Raw genomic sequence first — 21,266 nt, 5'->3', positions numbered from 1 at the left:
CCGTCAAACCCTGACCGCCGCGACCCGTGCGTCGATACTCATAGGCTGACGACCGCTTGCCGAAGCCGGTTTCGGTGACGGTCAGGATGAACTGTTCGGCCGCGCCCAGAGCGGCGATGCGTTCCAGCGACAGGGTGGCTTCGCCCACGGCTTCATCGTCGGCCTCGGCGGGCGTCTCGTCCTCGGACTCGCCCGCCGCCTTGCGCATGGCGTTGGCGTGTTTGACATAGGCGGCGCGCTCTTCCGGCGTGGCGTCGACGCGGCCCAGCACGGCCATGGAGATGACCTCGTCGCCGGCTTGCAGGCGAATGCCTCGCACGCCGGTCGAATCGCGGCCCTTGAACACCCGCACATCGTCCGCCTTGAAGCGGATGGCGCGGCCCAGGGCGGTCGTCAGCATGACGTCGTCCTCGCCGTTGCACAGAGCCACACCGACCATGCGGTCGCCGTCTTCCAGCTTCATCGCGATCTTGCCGGCGCGGTTCACGGTGGCGAAGTCGCTCAGCTTGTTACGGCGCACGTCGCCCGACTTCGTCGCGAACATGATGTCGTAGTTGGCCCAGTCCGCCTCGTTCTCGGGCAGGGGCAGCACATTCATGATGCTGTCGCCCGGTTCGATCGGCAGCAGGTTCACGAACGCCTTGCCGCGCGACTGCGGATTGCCCAGCGGCAAGCGCCAGGTCTTCAGCTTGTAGGCCTTGCCGTTGGTGGCGAAGAACAGCACCGGAGTGTGGGTCGAGGCGCTGAACACCCCGGTGATGGCGTCCTCGTCCTTCATCGACATGCCGGACTTGCCCTTGCCGCCGCGATGCTGGGTCCGATAGGCGTTCAGGGCCACGCGCTTCACATAGCCGCCGTGGGTGACGGTGACGACCATGTCCTCACGCGGGATCAGGTCCTCGTCCTCCATCTCGGCGTCGCCTTCACCGATCAGGGTGCGGCGCGGCACGGCGAACTGGTCCTTCACCGCCAGCAGGTCCTCGCGGATGATGGCGATGACGTTCTTGCGGTCCGACAGGATGGTCAGGTGGCCCTGGATGGTGTCGGCCAGGCCGCGCGCCTCGCCGAAGATGTCGTCACGGCCCAGGCCGGTCAGGCGCGACAGGGTCAGCGCCAGGATGGCGCGCGCCTGCTCGTCCGTCAGGTTCAGCTTGTCGCCGTCAACCACAAGACTGCGCGGGTCGGCGATCAGCTCGACCAGCGCCATCATGTCGCCCACAGGCCACGACTTGGACTGCAGCCGCTCGCGCGCCTCGCTCGGATCGGCCGAGCTGCGGATGATGTGGATGACTTCGTCGATATTGGCCACAGCGACGGCCAGGCCGACCAGCACGTGACCGCGATCGCGGGCCTTGGTCAGTTCGAACTTGACCCGGCGGACCACCACCTCTTCGCGGAAGTCGAGGAAGGCCTCAAGCAGTTGGCGCAGGCCCATCTGCTCGGGACGGCCGTGGTTCAGCGCCAGCATATTGACGCCGAACGAGCTTTGCAGCGCCGTATAGCGATAGAGTTGGTTCAGGATGACGTCGCCCGAAGCATCCCGCTTCAGCTCGATCACCATCCGCATGCCCTGACGGTCCGATTCGTCGCGAACGTCGGAAATGCCTTCCAGACGCTTCTCGCGCACCATTTCGGCGATGCGTTCGATCAGGGTCTGCTTGTTCACCTGGAACGGCAGTTCAGTGATGACGATGGCCTCGCGATCCTTGCGGATCTCCTCGACCGAGGCCTTGCCACGCACGATGACCGAGCCGCGCCCGTCGCGCAGGGCGTTGCGCGGGGCTGTGCGGCCCATGATCTCGCCGCCGGTGGGGAAGTCGGGGCCGGGCACGATGTCCAGCAGGGCGTCGTCCGACACGTCCGGATCGTCCAGCAGCGCCACGGCCGCGTCCACGACCTCGCCCAGATTGTGCGGTGGGATGTTGGTCGCCATGCCGACGGCGATGCCGCCCGCGCCGTTGACCAGCAGATTCGGGATCCGCGCCGGCAGGACGACGGGCTCCAGCTCCTTCTCGTCGTAATTCGGCTGGAAATCGACGGTGTCCTTGTCGATGTCGGTCAGCAAGGCGACCGCCGCCGGGGCCATCTTGGCCTCGGTGTATCGCATCGAGGCCGGCATATCGCCGTCAACCGAGCCGAAATTCCCCTGACCGTCGACCAGCATCAGCCCCATCGAGAAGGGCTGCGCCATGCGCACCAACGCCATATAGACCGAGGCGTCGCCGTGCGGGTGGAACCGGCCCAGCACGTCACCGACCACGCGCGCGCACTTCGAATACGACCGCTCGGGCGTCATGTTCAGGTCGTGCATCGAATACAGGATGCGACGGTGAACCGGCTTCAGACCGTCGCGGGCGTCCGGCAGGGCGCGGCTGACGATCACGCTCATGGCGTAGTCGAGGTAGGAGCGCCTCAGCTCGTCCTCGATCGAGATCGGCGAAATATCGAGATCGGCGCCGCCGGAAGCAGCGTTGGAATTGTGGTCGTCGGTCAAGGAAATCAGGCTTCAGATGGCCGGAATCGGAACGTGATCCGCTATAGGGGTTTCTAGCATCCGGGCGTGGACGTGGCAAAGCCGCGTGGGCGTCCGCGTCGCCCCACGAAAGGACCTTGATCGATGCGCCTCGCCCTTCCCGTCGTCACCGCCCTGATCGCCGCGCCGCTGGCTCTCGGCGCTGTTGCGGCCACCGCCCAGAACGCCGATCCGCATGCCGGTCACGCCATGCCCGCCGCACACGACGCCCATGCCCGCGCCACGCCGGGCGAATCGGCCACGGTGACGCTGAAGAACGCACAGGGCGCCGATATCGGCACGGCCGTCCTGACTCAGGGCGCGACCGGCCTGTTGATCCGCATCGAGGTCACAGGCCTGACGCCCGGCTGGCACGGCGTCCACATTCATGCGACCGGCCAGTGCGAGGCGCCGTTCACCTCGGCCGGCGCCCACATCAACCATGGCGACCCGAAGAAGCCGCACGGTCTGCTGAATGCCGAAGGTCCCGATGACGGCGACCTGCCCAACATCCACGCGGCGGCCGACGGCAAGGTGATGGCCGAGGCCTTCACCACCCACGCCCGACTGGCCGCTGCGGGCCCGGGTCAGTGGCTGAAGGATCAGGACGGCTCGGCCCTGGTCATCCACGCCAACGCCGACGACCACGCCAGCCAGCCCATCGGTGGGGCCGGCGATCGTGTCGCCTGCGGCGTCATCGGCGCCTGATCCGGAACGCCCCTTCCGCTCGGCTTCGGGGTCGGGAGGGCGCCGCCAGCAGCGACGCATCGCCACGCCCTCCAAGCTGCGCTTGATAGCGCAATAAAATCAGCGCCTTGAGCACCTCGGACACCGCCTTGACCTTGTGGCCCCTCGCCTATAGGTTCCGCGCCGAATTCAGACCTCGCCGCGACATCATGTCGAGGCGCTGAGCGCACAGGCCATGTCCCCTACGAAGGAATCGCGCGAAGAGGCGATCAAACGCCTCAACAAGAGCGCATCCGAACTGGAGGCGCGGTCGGCGACCGCCAAGTCGGCCGAGCTGGCGGCGCATGCCGTGACCAGCCAGGCCTACAAGATCATCGCCGAATTACTCGGCGGCGTGCTGGTGGGTCTGGCGATAGGTTTCGGCGTCGACCGGTTGTTCGGCCTGACGCCCTGGGGTTTGATCGGCGGGGTCCTGTTGGGCTTCGCCTTGTCGTTGTGGATGGCGCGCCGGACGGCCAATCGGCTGATGGCGCAGGCTAAGGCGCAGGGGGTCACGGCGGAAGCCATCCCCTTCGAGGAAGCCGGCGAAGACTAACAGGAGCGAAAGGCCCGATGGCCGATCCGATTCATCAGTTCCAGATCGTCAAGGTCGTTGATCTTCCCGACGTCACCATTCCGGGCGTCGGCGTGGTCGACCTCGCCATCACCAATTCGCACATCGCCATGACGCTGGCATTCGCCGTGATCGTGGGCTTCCTGGCCATGGTGACCTCGCGTCCGCAGGTCGTTCCGGGCCGGCTTCAGGCCGCCGGCGAGTCGATGTTCGGCATGATCGACGGTCTGACCGACTCGATCATCGGCCACGAGGGCCGCAAATATTTCCCGTTCGTCTTCACCCTGTTCACGCTGATCCTGGCGATGAACATCCTGGGGATGTTCCTGACCTTTACCGCCACCTCGCAGCTGGCGGTCACGGTGACCTTCGCCATCATCACCTTCGGCCTGGTCCTGGTGGTCGGTTTCGCCAAGAACGGCCTGGGCTTCTTCAAGCTCTTCTGGCCGATGGGCGCGCCGCTGCTGCTGCGCCCGATCGTTGGCGCCATTGAGTTCGTCTCCTTCCTGCTGCGCCCGGTCACCCTCGCCCTTCGTCTGTTCGGCAACATGCTGGGCGGTCACGTGGCGCTGAAGATCTTCGCCGGCTTCGTGGTGTCGCTGGGCGCCCTGGCGGTCGGCGGCGGCATGGGTCTGCTGGCCCTGCCGGTCGCGGCCCTGTCGATGGGCATGGTCGTCGCCCTGACCGCGCTGGAGTTCCTGGTGGCCTTCCTCCAGGCTTTCGTTTTCGCCGTTCTGGCCTGCATCTATCTCAATGATGTGGTCAACCTGGACCATGCCCACTAAGGGTTCGGACCAGTCTTCTCACCCCACCCAACCAACTCAGAACTAGGAATACACATCATGGACGCTGAAGCCGCCAAGTACATCGGCGCCGGCCTGGCCACCCTCGGCATGATCGGCTCGGCCATCGGCGTGGGCAACATCTTCGCCCAGTTCCTGGCGGGCGCCCTGCGCAACCCGTCGGCCGCCGCTTCGCAAGTCGGCAACCTGTTCGTCGGCGCCGCCCTGGCCGAAGCCCTGGGCATCCTGGCCTTCGTGCTGGGCATCCTGATGATCTTCGGCTGATCGGCTACGCCCGAACGCCTTTCCAAGGCGGCGCCGTCGGGCCGAGGGCTCGCGGCGCCGCTTTCATTACGATTTCCGACAGACGGTCATGGTCACCACACCCACTCCAGTCGAAGCGACCCCGCACGGGGCTCCCGCGGACCTGCATGCCGGGACCGCCGCACCCGAGGCGCACGGAACCGGCGGCCTGCCGCAGTTCGAGTTCGCCCACTGGGGCGGGCAGATCGTCTATCTGCTGTTCCTGTTCGTCGTCCTGTACATCCTGATCGCCAAGGTCTTCGGACCGCGCCTGCGTCGGGTGCTGGACGAACGCGCTGACACCATCTCCACCGCCGTGGCCACCGCCCGCTCGGTCCAGGCCGAGGCCGCCGATCAGGCCGCCGCCGCCAAGGCCGAGGTCGAGAAGGCCCGCGCCGACGCCCGCGCCATGGCGACCGCCGCCAAGACCCGCGTCGCCGAGGAAGCCCAAACGCGCCACGCCGCCGATGAAGCCGCCATCTCGGCGCGCATTGCCCAGGCCGAGGCCGTTATCGGTCAGACCCGCGACGCCGCCATGGCCAATGTCTCCACCATCGCCTCGGACACGGCCCGCGCCATGGTCGAGCGCCTGACCGGCCAGTCGGTCACCGCCGCCGAAGCGACCGCCGCCGTCAAGGGAGCCGTCTGACATGAATATGTTCATGGATCCCCATTTCTGGGCCCTCGACAGCGCTGAGCTGTGGGTCCTGATCGGTCTGGTGATCTTCCTGGGCATCCTCGCCCTGGTCGGTGTGCCCAAGCTGGTCGGCAAGGCGCTGGACGACAAGGCCGCCAAGATTCAGGGCGAACTGGACGAGGCCGCGCGGCTGCGCGCCGAGGCCGAGGCCCTGCTGGCCCAGATCCGTCAGGAGAAGGCCGAGGCCGAGGCTCAGGCCGCCGAAATGCTGGCCGCCGCCGAGGCTGACGCCCGTCGTCTGGAGACCGAAGCCAAGGCCAAGCTGGAAGAAAGCCTGGCCCGTCGTCAGGCCCTGGCCGAGCGTCGCATCGCCCAGGCTGAGGCCCAGGCCTCGGCCGACGTGAAGGCCGCCGCCGTCGAACTGGCCGGGAAGGCCGCCGAGGACATCCTGGCCGCTCGTCTGGCCGCTCAAAAGGCCGATCCGCTGGTTGACGGCGCCATCGCCCAGATCGGTGATCGGCTGAACTGATCCGGCCCCAGGGCTGAAATGATCAAGGCCCCGCCGTCGCCGGCGGGGCCTTTTTCATGTGCCCGTTCCGTTGTCAGTGCGCCGGAGCGCCGACGATGTGCGGATGCAGCTTCTCGCGTCGGACCAGGCGCGCATAGACATTACCCAGGACGATACCGAAGACCGCATGGGTGGCCAGCATCCAGGCGATACTGGCGAAGCCGGCCTGCCCCGAGAACATCCGGGGATTGCCGAACATGACGACAGCCAGCATCAGCAACACCCAGGCGCCGACGGCGAACAGGATGCCCTTGGTTTCCGGGGTATCGGTCGGCAGGCGTGGACACAGGATGCCGAACAACCCGCCCAGCACCACCGTGCCGATAACGAAGTGTGCGATCCAGCCGACAGTAAGGTTGCCGGGCATGCCGATCATATAGGCGACAAGATTGGGAAACGGATCGACCCATGGGCCGAACATCACATTGACCGCTTCCAGTACTGACACGACCACGGTGGCGGCAAAGCCTGCGATCATGCCCTTTTTTACGCGTGACATCATGACGACAGCGCCTCCCAACGCCTGTTGTTCGTGCTGATTACGCGAGGGGAAGCATACGCCTGTCCGCAAAAAGGGAAGCGTGCATTTATTCACATTCCCGTGCGCGGCGAAAACCGCGCTCAGGCCGCCCGTGAAGGTCGTGTCAGCGGAATATCTTGCGCAGGAAACGACGCGTCTTGCGGCGCGCCCGCACCAGGATCCGGCGGCGGCGCTTGACCAGCACTACCTTTTCAGCCCGCAGGGCCTGCTGCCAGAAAACCGGTGCGATCTCGGGATTGCGACGCAGCAACCGGCGGAACGGATAGACGTAGCGCGGACGTTTATGCTGGGCCCGGATAAACTGCCGTTTGGCCCAGTAGGAGTTGCGCAAAACAAAGACGAGGCCCAGCGCGATCACCGGAATACCGCCGGGGCCCGGCAGGGGCGCGATGATGATGCCCAGCAGGATGATGACGAAGCCCAGCGCCATCATCGCCATGCGCCGGATCCGGCGCAGCAGACCGGGCCGCTCTAAGCGGGCGCGGCTGGCGGTCAGATCGAAGGTCAAGGCGAGACTCACAGCGTCAGGGCTCCGGGGAGGACACTTCACATATGGGAAGCGTCTGGGGCCTAACGGTGGCGAACGGGTGAAAGCTCCGTAACAGTTGCGCAATTGCCGTGGCCTGTGCCCGCCGGGTCACGGCAGGCACAGGGTGGGCAACTGGCTATTCGGCCGCGATGTTGGAGCCTTCCGGGGCCGACCAACGCAGACGCGGCGAGCGGGCGGCGCGGGTTTCATCCAGACGGCGCAGCGGCGCATGGAAGGGCGCCCCCTTGAACCGTTCGACGTCGCCGGCTTTCGCGGCCTCGGCCAGCAGGCGCATGGCGTGGATGAAGCGGTCCAGCTCGGCCTTGGATTCGGTCTCGGTCGGCTCGATCAGCATGGCCCCGTGGACGACCAGCGGGAAGTACATGGTCATCGGGTGGAAGCCCTCGTCGATCATCGCCTTGGCGAAGTCGAGCGTGGTGATGTCCGTGCCCTTCAGCCACTCGTCATCGAACAGGGCTTCGTGCATGCACGGGCCGTCGGGGAAGGCCGGGCTCATCAGGTCCTCGAGGCGGGCCTTGATGTAGTTGGCGTTCAGCACCGCGTCCTCGGCCACCTGACGCAGGCCGTCCGAGCCGTGGCTCATCATGTAGCTGAGGGCGCGGACATACATGCCCATCTGGCCCTGGAAGGCGCACAGGCGGCCAAAGGCTTGCGCAGCCTCGTCTTCCTCGCGCTCGACCAGCTTGTAGCCGTCAGCGCCCGCCACGACCCACGGAGCCGGGGCGAAGGGGGCCAGAGCGGCCGACAGAACCACCGGACCCGCGCCCGGGCCGCCGCCGCCGTGAGGCGTCGAGAAGGTCTTGTGCAGGTTGATGTGCATGGCGTCGACGCCCAGGTCGCCCGGGCGCACCCGGCCGACGATGGCGTTGAAGTTGGCGCCATCGCAGTAGAAATAGGCGCCCGCCTCGTGCGTCAGGCGGCTAATCTCCAGGATGTCGCGTTCGAACAGGCCGCAGGTGTTGGGGTTGGTGACCATGATGGCCGCCACATCCGGACCCAGCTTGGACGCCAGGTCGGCCACGTCCACGCGGCCGTCGTCGGTCTGGGCGACCTCGACCACCGAATAGCCGACGAAGGCGGCGGTGGCCGGGTTGGTGCCGTGGGCGCTGGTCGGCACCAGCACCTTGCGGCGCTGCTCATGCTCGCCCTTGGCTTCGTGGGCGGCGCGGATGGCCATCAGGCCGCACAGCTCGCCGTGGGCGCCGGCCTTGGGCGACAGGGCGACGGCGGGCATGCCCGTCAGGGTCTTCAGCCAGTGGGCCAGTTGATCCATCAGCTCCAGCGCGCCCTGAACCGTCGATTGCGGCTGCAGCGGGTGGATGTCGGAGAAGCCTGGTAGACGCGCCATCTTCTCGTTCAGGCGCGGGTTGTGCTTCATCGTGCACGAGCCCAGCGGATAGATGGCCAGGTCGATGGCGTGGTTCTTCTGGGACAGGCGCACATAGTGGCGCATGGCCTCGGGCTCCGACAGGCCGGGCAGACCGATCGGGTCACGACGGACCAGGTCGCCTAGGTCCGACCCGTCGGTGGTGGGTTTGGGCAGGTCAACGCCGGTCTTGTTCCAGCCGTCGCTTTCGAAGATCAGGCCTTCGTCCTGCAACAGGCCGCGCGCGCCCGTCAGGGTCGGGTGCTTGTAGTCGTTGTCCGGCGTGGCGTTCGGCGTGGTCGGGCGGCCGACAGTGTTCATGGTGCTCATGGTTCTATCTCCGCTCAGTCCGCCAGGACCTTGGCGAGCGCGCTCGCCAGGATCTTGATGTCGGCGTCCAGGGTGGTCTCGGTCGCGGCGACCAGCAGCACATCGTTCAGGCCCGCTTCCGGGGCCAGACGGCTGTAGGGCACGCCCGCCAGGATGCCGTTGTCGGCCAGGGTCTGCACCACGTCCGCGGCGTTCTTGGGCAGCTTGACCGCGAACTCGTTGAAGAAGCGCGGCGTCAGGATCTCGACGCCGGGAATGGCGGCCAGGGCATCGCGGGTGGCGACGGCCTTCTCATGGTTGAGCAGGGCCATCTGGCGCAGGCCCGTCTCGCCCAGCAGGCTCATGTGGATGGTGAAGGCCAGGCAGCACAGGCCCGAGTTGGTGCAGATGTTCGACGTGGCCTTGTCGCGGCGGATGTGCTGCTCGCGCGTGGACAGGGTCAGGACGAAGCCGCGACGGCCGTCGGCGTCGACCGTTTCACCGCAATAACGGCCGGGCGTCTGGCGCAGCAGCTTCTCGCGGGTGGCGAACAGGCCGATGTAGGGACCGCCGAAGTTCAGGGCGTTGCCGATCGACTGGCCTTCGGCCGCGACGATGTCGGCGCCCATTTCGCCGGGCGACTTCAGCAGGCCCATCGACACGGCTTCCGTGACCACGACGATCAGCAGGGCGCCGGCGGCGTGGGCGGCCTCGGCGATCTTGGTGACATCGGTGGCGGTGCCGAAGACGTTGGGGGTCTGGACGACGACGCAGGCCGTGTCCTTGTCGATGGCGGCGATGACGGCGTCTTCGGCGTCAACGGCGGCGGTCAGGGCCTGGGTCTCGACGCCAACGGCGTGAACCACGGTCTCGGTCGCCTTGACGTAGTGGGGATGCACGCCGCCCGAGATGACGGCCTTGTTGCGGCGGGTCACGCGGGTGGCCATCAGCACGCCCTCGGCCATGGCGGTCGAACCGTCATAGAGCGAGGCGTTGGCGACCTCCATGCCGGTCAGGTTCGCGACCTGGGTCTGGAACTCATAAAGGTACTGCAGCGTGCCCTGCGCGATTTCCGGCTGATAGGGGGTGTAGCTGGTCAGGAATTCCGACCGCTGGATCACGTGGTCGACCGTGGCCGGGACGTGGTGCTTGTAGGCGCCGGCGCCGCAGAAGAAGGGCACGGTTCCGGCCGTGGCGTTCTTGCCCGCCATGGCCGAAAGGGCGCGTTCGACCTCCAGTTCGCCCGCCACGCGGGGCAGATCGACAAAGCCGTCGCGGCGCGCGGCCTGGGGCACGTCGATGAACAGGTCGTCGATGGATGCGGCGCCGATGGCGGCCAGCATGGCCTCGCGGTCGTCGGGCGTCAGGGGGAGATAGCGCATCTTACATCTCTTTTCCGAACAGGGCGTCGGACAGCCGCTGGAACAGCGAACGTTTCGGACGGGGAGGCAGGGATACAGGCCGGTCGCGGGCGATCTCGATCATGACGACCCGGAACCAGTCGCCGAAGGCCGCACGATCCGCCACGAGAACGGGCGCGGCGTGACCGCCCTCGTTCTCGGCCAGGACCGCGCCGGTCGACGGCAGGGCGCAGGTCGGCGCCGTACCGCTGGAGATCGAACCGCCCTGCCCCATCGTATTGATGGACACGAAACAGGCGGTGCGTTCGGCCACGGCGTAGGTCAGGTCGATCGCCGCCTCGCGCGCCTCGTCCAGCTGCAGATAGGCGCCGCTCTCGCTTTCCAGGATGTCGAAGACGATCTCGGTCCCGTCGTTCAGACGCAGATCGTAATCGCCTTCCTCGCCCAGCCAGGCGGCGTCGCAGTCGCTGACCACGTCCCTCGCCGCCGCCGCGAAGGCGTCGGGCGACGGCGTCCGGTCGGACGGATAGAGCATGATCAGCGGCGACATGCGGTCTTACAGCGTGGTCAGGTACTGGTCGTAGGCGGCGCGGTCCATCAGGGCGTCGATCGCCGAGGCGTCCGAAACCTTGATCTTTGCGAACCAGCCTTCGCCTTCGGGATCGGCGTTGACGGTCTCGGGCGCGCTGGCCAGGGCGGCGTTGCCCTCGACCACTTCGCCGGCGACCGGAGCATAGACGTCAGAGGCCGCCTTGACGCTTTCGACGACGGCGAAGCTGTCGCCGACCGACACGGTCTTTCCGGCGTCCGGGGTCTCGACGAACACCACGTCGCCCAAGGCGTCAGCAGCGTGCCTGGAGATGCCGACCGTGGCGACGTCGCCTTCGAGGCGAACCCACTCGTGATCCTTGGTGAAGCGCATCTGGGAAATCCTCAGGCTTTGGGTTTGCGGTAATAGCGGGTGGCCACGAAGGGGGTGGCGACGACTTCGGCGGCGGCGGGCTTGCCGCGCACGATGACCTTCAGGTCCGTGCCCGGTTCGGCGAAGGCCGGCGGGACGTAGCCCATGGCGATGTTGTGGCCGAGCGTCGGCGACGGGCCGCCCGAGGTGACCGTGCCGATGACGTTTCCGTCAGCGTCGGCGATTTCGGCGCCCTCGCGGGCCGGGGCGCCTTCCTTGACGTGCAGGCCGACGCGCACGCGGGACGGGCCCTCAGCCAGTTCCTTGAGGATGCGGTCGGCGCCGTTGAAATCCGCGCGCTCCTTGCGCGACTTGGACAGGGCGAAGGTCAGGGCGGCCTCGACCGGGCTGGTCGTGGCGTCAACGTCGTGGCCATGCAGCGGCAGGCCGGCTTCCAGACGCAAGGAATCGCGCGCGCCCAGGCCGATAGGCTTCACCCGCGCGTCGGACAGCAGCAGGTTCCAGATGCGTTCGGCGTCCGCCGCCGGGACCGAAATCTCGTAGCCGTCCTCGCCCGTATAGCCCGAGCGCGAGACGTAGCAGTCGACGCCGAACAGCATCAGCCGGCCGCTGTCCATGAACCCCATCTCGGCCAGCGCCGGCTCGTGCTGCGCCATCACCTCGGCCGCTTCCGGCCCCTGAATGGCCAGGAGGGCGCGGTCCAGCACCTCCAACTTCGCATCACCCGACAGCTTGGCGCGCCAGAAGGCGAAATCCTGGTCCTTGTTGCCGGCGTTGACGACGACGAACAGGCCCGAATGGTCCGGCTTGCCCGCCATCAGGTCGTCGATGATCCCGCCCTCGGCGTTCAGCAGCAGGGAATATTTCTGCCTGCCCTCTTTCAGGGCCTGATAGTCGCCGGGGACAAAGCGCTCGAACTGCGCGATCGCGTCCTCGCCGGTGATGCGGCACTGGCCCATGTGCGAGACGTCGAACAGGCCCGCATGCTCGCGGGTCCAGCGGTGCTCGGCCAGCACGCCCTCATACTGGACCGGCATGTCATAGCCGCCGAAACCGACCATGCGGGCGCCCAGCGCGCGGTGCGCGGCGTTCAGGGGGGTGGTCTTCAAGGCCTGGTCGCTCATGTCGGCGTCTCCGGGTCGCGGGTTGCGGCGATAGCTTCGCCGTCGTCGCGCCCCCGCTGTCCTGAAGCCTGAGAGATTCCGACCAGCCCCGAATCGGGATCGGCCTTGCTCCGTCGGCGCGCCCCCGGACCACAGGGTCCTGAGCGACTTTCCAGCGTCCGTGCGCTTTCGCGGTCCTTTTGCCTGAGCGTTTCCGGGGCGGTTGCGCCTTCGGCTCCGAAGGCCGTCTTCGACCTTCGATCTCTCCCGCGAGAGCGTTCGACCTAAGGCCCCGACTCCCGGCCGGAGTCAAGCTGAACGAGCGGCGTAAGCGTCCACTTCTGCGATGCGCGCCGCCTTTTCGGCGTCGGACAGGAAGCTGCCCTGGAAGCTGTTGCGGGCCAGTTGCGCCAGCTGTTCGCGGGTCAGCCCCACGGCCCTAGCCAGTTCGGCGTAGTTGGCGTTCACATAGCCGCCGAAATAGGCCGGGTCGTCCGAGTTCAGGGTGACGTGCAGGCCCCGGCGCATCATCTCGGGGACCGGGTGATCCTTGAGATCCTTCACCACGCACAGCTTGAGGTTCGACAGCGGGCAGACCGTCAGGGTCATCTGCTCGGCCGCCAGACGGGCGATCAGGGCCTCGTCCTCCATCGAACGGTTGCCGTGGTCCATGCGGTCGATGTGCAGCAGGTCCAGCGCCTCGTGCACATAGGCGGGGGGGCCCTCTTCGCCCGCATGAGCGACGCGCTTCAGGCCCAGTTCGCCGGCGCGGGCGAAGACGCGCTGGAATTTGGATGGTGGGTGCCCGACCTCGGAGGAATCGAGGCCCACGCCGGCGATCCGGTCCAGATACGGCTCGGCCTGGGCCAGGGTCTGGAACGCCGCCTCTTCCGACAGATGGCGCAGGAAGCAGAGAATCAGTCTGGAGGTGACGCCCAGTTCCGCCTCGGCCCGCTTCATCCCGCGGGTCAGGCCGTCGATCACTACGGCAAAGGGAACGCCCCGGTCCGTGTGGGTCTGGGGGTCAAAGAAGATTTCAGCGTGGCGCACATTGTCGGCGGCGGCGCGCCGGAAATAGGCGAAGGCCAGATCCTCGAAATCCCGCTCGGTCCGCAGCACGTCGGCGCCGGCGTAATAGATGTCGAGAAAGTCCTGCAGGTTCGAGAAGTCGTAGGCCGCCCGCACGGCCTCGACGCTGTCGAAGGGAATGGCGACGCCGTTCCGCTGGGCCAGTTCGAACATCAGTTCGGGCTCAAGACTGCCCTCAATGTGCAGATGCAGCTCGGCCTTGGGCAGGCCGGCGATGAAGGCGTCGAGGTCGGTCATGGGGTGCTCCGGATCAGCGCCCCACTCTAACCTACATCCGGTCCGGCGTGTCGATGCCCAGCAGGGTCAGGGCCGTCTCCAGCTGGTGCAGACTGGCGGCGGCCAGGGCCAGGCGCGATCCCTTGATGGCCGCGTCGGGCGCGATCAGGATCGGACAGGCGGCGTAGAATTTCGAGAAGCTCTGCGCCAGCCGATAGGCGTGCTCGGCGATCAGGTGCGGGCCGCGCTTGTCATAGGCGTCGGCGACCGCCTGATCGAAGGCGTCCAGCGTCAGGGCCAGATCGCGTTCGGCCGGTTCGGCGATGACGATGGGCGCCGTCTCGACGCCCTGATCCGCCGCCTTGCGCAGCAGGGATTTCACCCGAACCGACTGATACAGCAGATAGGGACCGGTCTTGCCCTCGAAGCTCATGAAGCGATCAAGATCGAAGACGTAACTGGTGGTCCGGCTGTTCGACAGGTCGGCGAATTTCAGCGCCGCCACGGCCACCTTGTGGGCGATGTCCTCGAACTCGGCCTCGGGCAGGTCGGCGCCCAGTTCGGCTTCCTTCAGGCGTTCGCGCGCCTTGTCCCTGGCCTGGGTGATCAGGTCGTGGAGTTTCAGCACCCCGCCCGCGCGGGTCTTGAAGGGCTTGCCGTCGGCGCCGTTCATGGTGCCGTTGGCGGCGTGCTCCAGCTGGCCCGGCGTGGCGTAGCCGGCCTTGTAGGCGGCGCGGAACACCTGTTCGAAATGGTCGCCCTGACGCTGGTCGACGCAATAGAGGACCAGGTCGAAATCCTGTTCCCGGCGGCGTTGCAGAATGGTGGCCAGGTCGGTCGTGCCGTACATGGCCGACCCCTCGGACGAGAGCAGCAGCAGGGGCGGCAGCTCGCGCTTGTCGCCCTCTTCGACCACGCGAATGATCCAGGCGCCCTGGTCGAACTCGGCCAGACCGCGCGCCTTCAGATCGGCGACCATGTCGGGGATCAGGGGATCGGCGTCCGATTCCCCGTTCCACAGATCGAAGGTGACGCCCAGGGCGCCGAACTCGCGTTCCAGCGCGGTGCGGCTGACGGCGACGAAATGGGCCCACAGGGCGCGGTAACCGGGACGGCCGGACTGCAGCTCGGCCGTCGCCTTGCGGGCGCGATCGCGGAACTCGAGGTCTTCCTTGGCGCGGGCGGCGGCCTGGGGATACAGGCGCTCAAGGTCGTCCAGCGTGACCGGGGTCTCGGTCGGGAACGGACCGGCGTCTTCGGCCATGAACGGCAGACCCCGGCCTTCGTCGGCGCAGGCGACGATCAGCAGGCCCATCTGGAAGCCCCAGTCGCCGAAATGGGCGTCGCCCCAGACGATGTCGCCCCGGAAACGGAACAGTCGCTTCAGGCTCTCGCCGATGATGGACGAGCGCAGGTGGCCGACGTGCATCGGCTTGGCCACGTTCGGCCCGGCGTAGTCGATGACGACCCTTTTCGGCGGATGGCTTTTGGAGGCGCCGGCCATGGTGGCGTCGGCGGCGACCTGGGCCGCGCGGGCCGACAGGGTGTCATCGGCGACTTTCAGATTGATGAAGCCCGGCCCGGCGACCTCGACCGCCGTCAGGCGCGGATCAGCGGACAGGCGTTCGGCGACGCGGGTCGCCAGCTCACGCGGGTTGGCCTTCAGCGCCTTGGCGGCAGCCAGGGCGCCGTTCGACTGGAAATCGGCCAGGTCGGGGCGATCAGAGGCGGTGACACGGGCCAGCGCCGCATCCACGCCTTCGGCGGCGAAGGCGGCGGCTACCGCTTCGCCCAGCGACGTTCTGAGGTCGGTCATTGCGCGGAGGGGGTCGCTTCGACGGGCGACGGAGCCTGGCCGGCGGTGACGCGGAAGCGGCTGCCCGAGCGATTGAACTCGGCCATTTCCGGGGTCACGTCAAAGCCGACGAGGATTTCGAAATTGGCGCCACTGGTGGTCAGTTCGGCGCGGGGAATGACGATGGTGCGCTGGTCCGTCACGGTGACGCGGTCACCGCCGGCGAAGTTGGCGGCCACGTCGATGTATTCCTTGGACAGGATGGCGCGGTTCCGCTCGGTCACCGCGACCCAGTAACGGTAGCTGCGCTGATCGCCCTGGGCCTGAGGACCCTTGCCGAAGTTGAACAGCAGGCCGATGTCCACGGTGATCGGCTCATCATTCCGGTACGAACAGTCAGAATTCACGCCCTCGATCTCACCGGTATAGCCGACGTTGGCGGCCGAGGCCTGGCCTGTCAGCTCCACATAGCGAGCGGCGTCGTAGAGGATCTTCACATAGGGGCACGGGCCGGCGTTGTTGCGCTGACGCAGCGGGGCCAGACGGGCGGGTCCGCGCCGCTCATCAACGATGGTGCCGTCGGCGTTTTCCTGCTGGCCCGGTTGCTGACTCGGGTTCTGGCCCGGTCGGCGGGTCTGCGCCTCGGCGATGGCGGGGAGCATCAGGACCGAGAAGGCGGCCAGGGTGGTGAGGACGCGACGCATCAGGTTCATTTCCGGCAAGCGAAGGGGCGCGCGCGATGGTCGGCGGCCGACCTCGCTACGCTCCCTGCTGATAGCGGCTAAAGCGAGGCGCGGCAAACGCGCGGTGGCGAGGCGGCGGCCGAACGATTAGGTTCGCGCCATGAACGCCCACATGCCGCCCCCTGCCCCCGGTTCGACGCCGCGTAAGATGACCGTGCGTCTGGCCACGCCACGCGGCTTTTGCGCCGGGGTCGACCGGGCGATCCAGATCGTGGAGCGGGCGATCGAGAAATACGGCGCCCCGGTCTATGTGCGGCACGAGATCGTCCACAATCGCCATGTGGTGGAACGGCTGAAGGCCATGGGCGCGGTCTTCGTGCGCGAGCTGGACGAGTGCCCGGACGACCGGCCGGTCGTCTTCTCGGCCCACGGGGTGCCCAAGTCGGTGCCGGCGACCGCCCAGGCGCGCGAGCTGCTGTTCCTGGACGCGACCTGCCCGCTGGTGTCGAAAGTTCACGTCGAGGCCGAGCGGCATCATGCGGCGGGGCGGCACATCATCCTGATCGGCCACGCGGGCCATCCCGAGGTGATCGGCACCATGGGCCAGTTGCCCGGGGGGGCGATCAGTCTGGTCGAGACGACCCAGGACGCCGAGGCGTTCCAGCGGCCGGGTGACGCGCCCCTGGCCTATGCGACCCAGACCACGCTGTCGGTGGACGATACGGCGGGCATCCTGGCGGTGCTGAAGCGGCGCTTCCCGGAACTGCCTGACCCGCACAAGGAAGACATCTGTTACGCCACCACCAACCGTCAGGAGGCGGTGAAGCGGCTGGGCGAGGGTTGCCAGCTGGTACTGGTGGTGGGGTCCAAGAACTCCTCCAACTCGGCGCGGCTGGTCGAGGTGGCGGTGCGCGCCGGGGCCCGCGACGCCCGGCTGATCGACGATGCGGGCCAGATCGACTGGACCTGGTTCGAGGGTGTGGACACGGTCGGGGTCACTGCCGGCGCCTCGGCGCCCGAGCCGCTGATCGAGGCGGTGGTGGACGCCATCCGCGCCCGCTTCGACGCCACGGTGACCGAAGACGACGGCGCCCGCGAGACCGTGACCTTCAAACTGCCGCGCGTGCTGACGGCCTGAAGGCCCGTCGAAGGAACGCCTAGTCTCGAGGTGTCGCTAAAGAGCGATCCCGACTGGCGATCAGGCCACGAGTCATGTCCAGCCGTTGGACAAGATCGCCCACGTCGGGCGGAGTCCCATCCAGCGCAACCAGACGAGCCGTAGCGCCCTCAAAATCTCCGCTTTGGCGAGCGAGATTGGCAAGCACCAATTGCAAATACCACCAATCGGCGGGCTGACTGGCGCGAAGCGGTTCCAGCGCAGCATCCATCAGGGGAGTCAGTTGGCCGACATAGTGCGCGTAGCGCTCCGGATCGTCGGACACCTGCCAAGTCGCCTTGACCAGCGGCCAGAGCGCATCGACCCCTTCACCTTCTTCGCCCATTCGGCCGAGAACGAACCAGAGCACGTAGTAGGAGGCCTCATCCTTGATCGCTTTGTACTCCGGCGTTTCAACGAGGGCGCGGATCCGCGCCTGCTCATCTGCCGAAAAATCAGTCCTGTAGACGGGGAAACGACTGTCGGGACACTGGGGAAGCGGGAGCGGCATGATCCAGGACGCATGCGGCTTGCCGTCCAGAGCCCTCCCGAAGGTGGAATAGGATGCGGTCGCCGTGTAGGTGAAACTGCGCCCATCGACGGGGCACACAACGGTTTCCGTATAGGGCGTCCCCGCCCGCGCTGCGTTCCCCAGTGATCCCGCCAGCAAGGCCAGTGAGGCCATCAGTGCGAGGTTCATATCCGTGCCTTCCTGGCCGCGACCGGGCCGATAAATGCCGCTAATCCTCCCCCACGAAGTCCTGGGCGAATTCGGGCCCGTCGTCGTCGAGACGGGTGAGGAGGTCTTCCTGATCGTCGGCGCGGGAGGGGTCGGGGACTTCGAATCCCACGGGGATGGACAGGTCCAGCAGGCCCGCCGCCTTCATGTCCTGCACGCCGGGCAGGTCGTACAGGCTGGCCAGGCCGAAATGCTCGAGGAATTTGTCGGCGGTGGCGTAGGTGACCGGACGGCCCGGCGTGCGGCGGCGGCCGCGCAGCTTGACGAACCCCATCTCCAGCAACAGGTCCAGCGTGCCCTTGGACAGGGAGACGCCGCGCACGCTCTCGATCTCGGCGCGAGTGCAGGGCTGGTGATAGGCGATGATGGCCAGGGTCTCGAGCGCCGCCTTGGACAGTTTTCGCGGCTCCTCGCGCTCTTCCGTCATCAGGAAGCCGAGGTCCGGCGCGGTGCGGAAACGCCAGCGGTCGGCGACGCATTCCAGTTCGACCCCCCGGCCCTGATAGCGTTCGCGCAGGGCCGAAATGGCCCCGCCGACGTCGGCGCCTTCGGGCAGGCGGCGGCTCAGTTCGGCCGCCGACAGAGGGGCGGCGGCGGCGAACAGCAGCGCCTCGACGCGGCGTTCGATCTCGGCGTGATCGGGTTGGAAGGACAGATCACTCACGGTGTCAGCTCCAGCGGCTGACCGCGCCCGCGCCGTTTCAGGAAGACCTCGGCGAAGGCTTGGGCCTGTTTCACGTCCATGGCCCCTTCTTTCACCAGCTCCAGACTGGCCGACAGGGTCGAGGCGGTGAAGCTGGCCTGGGTGGGGCCGTCGTCGTGGTCGCGACCAAGGCTTTCACGTTTTGGGGCGATCCGCTCCAGCGGGGTCCACTGCTCCAGCCGGGGCAGGACGTCGCGCAGCCAGTCGCGCGCGGCCTCCAGCTGGAAGGCCTCGACCCGCTGGTTGGGGGCGTAGCTGCGCTGCTGCTCGCGGCGGCGCTGGGTCACATAGGCGCTCATCAGTTCGTACAGGCTGGCGTCGATGCGGTCGGAGGGCACGATCACCGTCGCCTCGGGATCGCCGCGCGTGAAGACGTCGCGCTTCAACTGGGGCCGGGCCAGCAGTTGCTCGGAGGCGCGGCGCATCGCCTCCAGCTTTTGCAGGCGAAAGGCCAGGGCGGCGGCCATTTCCTCGGCCGGCGGCTCCTCGCCCTTGTCCTTTTCGTTGCGCGGGATCAACAGGCGCGACTTCAGATACGCCAGCCAGGAGGCCATCACCAGATAGTCGGCAGCCAGGGCGAAGTTGCGCCGCCGCGCCTCGTGCACGAAGGCCAGATACTGTTCGGCCAGCCGGGTGATCGACAGTTTCAGCAGGTCGACCTTTTGCGTCCGGGCCAGGGCCAGCAGGACGTGCAGCGGGCCTTCATAGCCTTCCAGATCAACCACAAAGGCGTCCTGCGCCTCGGCCTGTTCGACCGCCGTGAAGTCCAGATTGGGCTGGAAGGAATCGCTCACAGCACCACCTCGCAGCGATCAAAGCGAATGGGCACAGGATGGGCGGGATCACCGCGACCGTACCGCTTCACCTTGTCCTGGAGTTGCTCGAAGAACGGTGGGGAGCAGATGTCGACTTCGCCTTGTCCAAGCCTGCTGGCAATCCAGAAATACTCATTGAAGGACCCGGCGTCGGTCATACGCGCCATTGCGGCGTCGAAGCCGGGCTCACCTGTCCCTTCGAACAGATCCGCCCTCATGATCCGGGGATGTCCGGAGCGGATATAGACGTCGTGATAGACGTCCAGCCTTTGCTCGATGGTCAGCGTTCGCCAGAGCTCGTCCTGCGCTTTTGGCGGCAAGCCCATCGCCGCAGCAAAACCGGACGAGGGCGCGGGGCAGCCGGACAGACTTTTATCGCAGGGCAGCGCGATACAGCCCGACAGCAGGCCGGCTAATCCTATGATCAGCGCCGACCGCCCTGTCGTCATGCCTGCGCCTCACCCACATCGGGCCCGCGCACGGCGTCGAGGCGGCCGGACAGCAGGGCGTCGAAACGGGCGCGGGCCTCGGCCTCGTCCAGCGGTTCTGGCGTGTGGACGATCCGGGCCAGGGCGACGTCGGCGCGGCGGCGGGCCTGACCCTTCAGCTTGCCGACCCCCTCGGCGACCTGCTGCATTTCATCGAGATCGCCGTTGCAGTGAAGCACGACGTCGCAGCCGGCCTTGAGCGACTGTTCCGCGCGTTCGGTCAGGCTGCCGGACAGGGCCTTCATCGACAGGTCGTCGGTCATGATCAGGCCGCCGAAACCCAGCCGGTCGCGCATCAGGCGGATGGCGGCCCTGGAGATGGTCGCCGGGCGTTTGGCGTCGATGGCGGGGAAGACGACGTGGGCCGTCATGGCCAACGGCATGTCGGACAGGGCCTTGAACGGGGCGAAGTCCCAGGCGTCCAGCGTGTCCAGATCGGTGTCGACCACCGGCAAGTCGTGGTGGCTGTCGGCCAGGGCGCGGCCGTGGCCGGGGACGTGCTTGATCACCGGCAGGACGCCGCCCGCCAGCAGACCCTCGGCGGCGGCGCGGCCCAGCTGTGCGACCGTGTCCGGATCGCGGCCATACGCGCGATCGCCGATGATTTCGTGTGAGCCCGGCGCCGGAACGTCCAGCACCGGGGCGCAGTCGACGGTGATGCCGACCGCGCGCAGATCGTGGGCCATCAGTCGCGCGCCCAGCCGTACCAGCTCGCGCGCGGCGAGCGGGTCGTTGGTCGCCTGCAGATAGGCCGAGGCGGCCGGATATTTGGGCCAATGCGGCGGGCCCAGACGCTGGACCCGGCCCCCCTCCTGATCGACCAGGATCGGAGCGTTCGCGTCGCCGATGCTGTCGCGCAGTTCAGCGGTCAGGGCGCGGACCTGTTCCGGCGTGTCGATGTTGCGCCGGAACAGGATGAAGCCCCACGGCCGGGCGTCGGCGAAGAAGGCCTTCTCCTCCGCCGTCAGGCGATGGCCCGAACAGCCGTAGATGGCGGCGCGCGTCACCTAGCGGACCAGGCAGTCCCGGCCGGCGGCCTTGAGCGCGTCGCAGAAGGCGCGGGCGTCCTCGCGGCTGAGGCCGTTGAAGGTGGTGCGGTAAACGGTCGAGCCGTTCGAGGCGGTCACCTGCTCGACCCGCTTGGTGCGGCCCGAGGCGAAGGCCGGGAAGCGGGCGGCGACGGCGGCGTATTCGCGATCCGCGATCTCTCGCGACGAGAAGGCGCCGATCTGAACCGCCGACGACCCGCCGGCAGATGACGGAGCCGGCGCGGGCGCGGGGGTGGCCGGAGCCTTTTCGGCCGGGACGGGCGCCGGCCACCCCCGCGC

24 protein-coding genes and 1 riboswitch are annotated in these 21,266 nt (G+C 67.4%); of the genes, 7 read left to right on the top strand and 17 right to left on the bottom strand.

Annotation, left to right across the window (positions count from 1 at the left end; genetic code table 11):
* A partial coding sequence (gene gyrA / locus EON91_RS10970) for a DNA gyrase subunit A (RefSeq protein WP_292094569.1) occupies positions 1-2,494 on the bottom strand: 2,494 nt, incomplete at its 3' end.
* Between the two features lie 123 nt (positions 2,495-2,617).
* Between gyrA and EON91_RS10965 the strand changes: the two genes are divergently transcribed.
* The 6 genes from EON91_RS10965 (at position 2,618) to EON91_RS10940 (ending at position 6,063) form a co-directional block, all read left to right on the top strand.
* Positions 2,618-3,220 (top strand): superoxide dismutase family protein, encoded by a 603-nt coding sequence (locus EON91_RS10965; RefSeq protein ID WP_292094567.1) that lies wholly within the window; start codon positions 2,618-2,620, stop codon positions 3,218-3,220.
* Between the two features lie 214 nt (positions 3,221-3,434).
* Positions 3,435-3,794 carry an AtpZ/AtpI family protein gene (locus EON91_RS10960; RefSeq protein ID WP_292094564.1) on the top strand — a complete coding sequence of 120 codons (360 nt, stop codon included), beginning with the start codon at positions 3,435-3,437 and terminating at the stop codon, positions 3,792-3,794.
* 17 nt (positions 3,795-3,811) lie between these two features.
* The gene (locus EON91_RS10955) at positions 3,812-4,597 is read left to right on the top strand and encodes a F0F1 ATP synthase subunit A (RefSeq protein ID WP_292094563.1); all 786 of its coding nucleotides are present in this window, start codon (positions 3,812-3,814) and stop codon (positions 4,595-4,597) included.
* Positions 4,598-4,654: 57 nt separating this feature from the next.
* Complete coding sequence (locus EON91_RS10950) at positions 4,655-4,879, top strand: F0F1 ATP synthase subunit C (RefSeq protein ID WP_292094559.1); 225 nt, start codon at positions 4,655-4,657, stop codon at positions 4,877-4,879.
* Between the two features lie 88 nt (positions 4,880-4,967).
* A complete protein-coding gene (locus EON91_RS10945; protein ID WP_292094557.1) occupies positions 4,968-5,546 on the top strand; it encodes a hypothetical protein in 579 nt (192 codons plus the stop codon).
* A gap of 1 nt (position 5,547) precedes the next feature.
* The gene (locus tag EON91_RS10940; RefSeq protein WP_292094554.1) at positions 5,548-6,063 is read left to right on the top strand and encodes a F0F1 ATP synthase subunit B; all 516 of its coding nucleotides are present in this window, start codon (positions 5,548-5,550) and stop codon (positions 6,061-6,063) included.
* A 73-nt stretch (positions 6,064-6,136) separates the two neighbouring features.
* Here EON91_RS10940 and EON91_RS10935 read toward each other — a convergent pair whose 3' ends face one another.
* The 10 genes from EON91_RS10935 to EON91_RS10890 all read right to left on the bottom strand — a co-directional run bounded on the left by EON91_RS10935 (position 6,137) and on the right by EON91_RS10890 (position 16,058).
* The gene (locus tag EON91_RS10935; protein WP_366250328.1) at positions 6,137-6,601 is read right to left on the bottom strand and encodes a DUF6789 family protein; all 465 of its coding nucleotides are present in this window, start codon (positions 6,599-6,601) and stop codon (positions 6,137-6,139) included.
* A 145-nt stretch (positions 6,602-6,746) separates the two neighbouring features.
* Positions 6,747-7,082, bottom strand: a complete 336-nt coding sequence (locus tag EON91_RS10930; protein ID WP_292094543.1) for a PGPGW domain-containing protein — start codon at positions 7,080-7,082, stop codon at positions 6,747-6,749.
* Positions 7,083-7,308: 226 nt separating this feature from the next.
* Positions 7,309-8,889 (bottom strand): aminomethyl-transferring glycine dehydrogenase subunit GcvPB, encoded by a 1,581-nt coding sequence (gene gcvPB / locus EON91_RS10925; RefSeq protein WP_292094541.1) that lies wholly within the window; start codon positions 8,887-8,889, stop codon positions 7,309-7,311.
* 14 nt (positions 8,890-8,903) lie between these two features.
* Entirely contained in the window at positions 8,904-10,250 is a 1,347-nt protein-coding gene (gene gcvPA, locus EON91_RS10920) for an aminomethyl-transferring glycine dehydrogenase subunit GcvPA (RefSeq protein ID WP_292094538.1), read from the bottom strand.
* 1 nt (position 10,251) lies between these two features.
* The gene (locus EON91_RS10915) at positions 10,252-10,779 is read right to left on the bottom strand and encodes a hypothetical protein (protein ID WP_292094536.1); all 528 of its coding nucleotides are present in this window, start codon (positions 10,777-10,779) and stop codon (positions 10,252-10,254) included.
* Positions 10,780-10,785: 6 nt separating this feature from the next.
* Positions 10,786-11,151 carry a glycine cleavage system protein GcvH gene (gene gcvH / locus EON91_RS10910; RefSeq protein WP_292094533.1) on the bottom strand — a complete coding sequence of 122 codons (366 nt, stop codon included), beginning with the start codon at positions 11,149-11,151 and terminating at the stop codon, positions 10,786-10,788.
* Between the two features lie 11 nt (positions 11,152-11,162).
* Positions 11,163-12,275 carry a glycine cleavage system aminomethyltransferase GcvT gene (gene gcvT / locus EON91_RS10905; protein ID WP_292094530.1) on the bottom strand — a complete coding sequence of 371 codons (1,113 nt, stop codon included), beginning with the start codon at positions 12,273-12,275 and terminating at the stop codon, positions 11,163-11,165.
* 161 nt (positions 12,276-12,436) lie between these two features.
* Positions 12,437-12,534: riboswitch (glycine riboswitch) on the bottom strand.
* Positions 12,535-12,563: 29 nt separating this feature from the next.
* The gene (locus EON91_RS10900) at positions 12,564-13,580 is read right to left on the bottom strand and encodes an adenosine deaminase (protein WP_292094529.1); all 1,017 of its coding nucleotides are present in this window, start codon (positions 13,578-13,580) and stop codon (positions 12,564-12,566) included.
* 31 nt (positions 13,581-13,611) lie between these two features.
* Positions 13,612-15,375: an arginine--tRNA ligase gene (gene argS, locus EON91_RS10895; protein WP_292094527.1), complete on the bottom strand. Its 1,764-nt coding sequence runs from the start codon at positions 15,373-15,375 to the stop codon at positions 13,612-13,614.
* Positions 15,372-16,058, bottom strand: coding sequence for a Tat pathway signal sequence domain protein (locus tag EON91_RS10890; protein WP_292094524.1), 687 nt, complete (start codon positions 16,056-16,058; stop codon positions 15,372-15,374). The genes argS and EON91_RS10890 overlap by 4 nt, the downstream gene beginning before the upstream one ends.
* A 187-nt stretch (positions 16,059-16,245) precedes the next feature.
* Here EON91_RS10890 and ispH point away from each other — a divergent pair, with 187 nt between their 5' ends.
* A complete protein-coding gene (ispH, locus tag EON91_RS10885; RefSeq protein ID WP_292094574.1) occupies positions 16,246-17,175 on the top strand; it encodes a 4-hydroxy-3-methylbut-2-enyl diphosphate reductase in 930 nt (309 codons plus the stop codon).
* Positions 17,176-17,194: 19 nt separating this feature from the next.
* Here ispH and EON91_RS10880 read toward each other — a convergent pair whose 3' ends face one another.
* The 6 genes from EON91_RS10880 to EON91_RS10855 form a co-directional block, all read right to left on the bottom strand.
* Entirely contained in the window at positions 17,195-17,893 is a 699-nt protein-coding gene (locus EON91_RS10880; RefSeq protein ID WP_292094516.1) for a hypothetical protein, read from the bottom strand.
* A 40-nt stretch (positions 17,894-17,933) separates the two neighbouring features.
* On the bottom strand, positions 17,934-18,596 hold the full coding sequence (gene scpB, locus EON91_RS10875; RefSeq protein ID WP_292094513.1) for an SMC-Scp complex subunit ScpB: 663 nt from the start codon (positions 18,594-18,596) through the stop codon (positions 17,934-17,936).
* Positions 18,593-19,429: a ScpA family protein gene (locus tag EON91_RS10870; protein WP_292094512.1), complete on the bottom strand. Its 837-nt coding sequence runs from the start codon at positions 19,427-19,429 to the stop codon at positions 18,593-18,595. The genes scpB and EON91_RS10870 overlap by 4 nt, the downstream gene beginning before the upstream one ends.
* On the bottom strand, positions 19,426-19,899 hold the full coding sequence (locus EON91_RS10865; RefSeq protein ID WP_292094510.1) for a hypothetical protein: 474 nt from the start codon (positions 19,897-19,899) through the stop codon (positions 19,426-19,428). Before EON91_RS10865 ends, EON91_RS10870 begins: the two co-directional genes overlap by 4 nt.
* Positions 19,896-20,945 (bottom strand): beta-N-acetylhexosaminidase, encoded by a 1,050-nt coding sequence (nagZ, locus tag EON91_RS10860; protein ID WP_292094508.1) that lies wholly within the window; start codon positions 20,943-20,945, stop codon positions 19,896-19,898. Before nagZ ends, EON91_RS10865 begins: the two co-directional genes overlap by 4 nt.
* Positions 20,946-21,266 (bottom strand): SPOR domain-containing protein (locus tag EON91_RS10855; RefSeq protein WP_292094505.1); only part of this gene is annotated, 321 nt, incomplete at its 5' end.

It is taken from the genome of Brevundimonas sp. (genome assembly GCF_004210735.1).
Classification (GTDB): domain Bacteria; phylum Pseudomonadota; class Alphaproteobacteria; order Caulobacterales; family Caulobacteraceae; genus Brevundimonas.
This window is presented reverse-complemented; position numbering and strand designations above follow the sequence as displayed.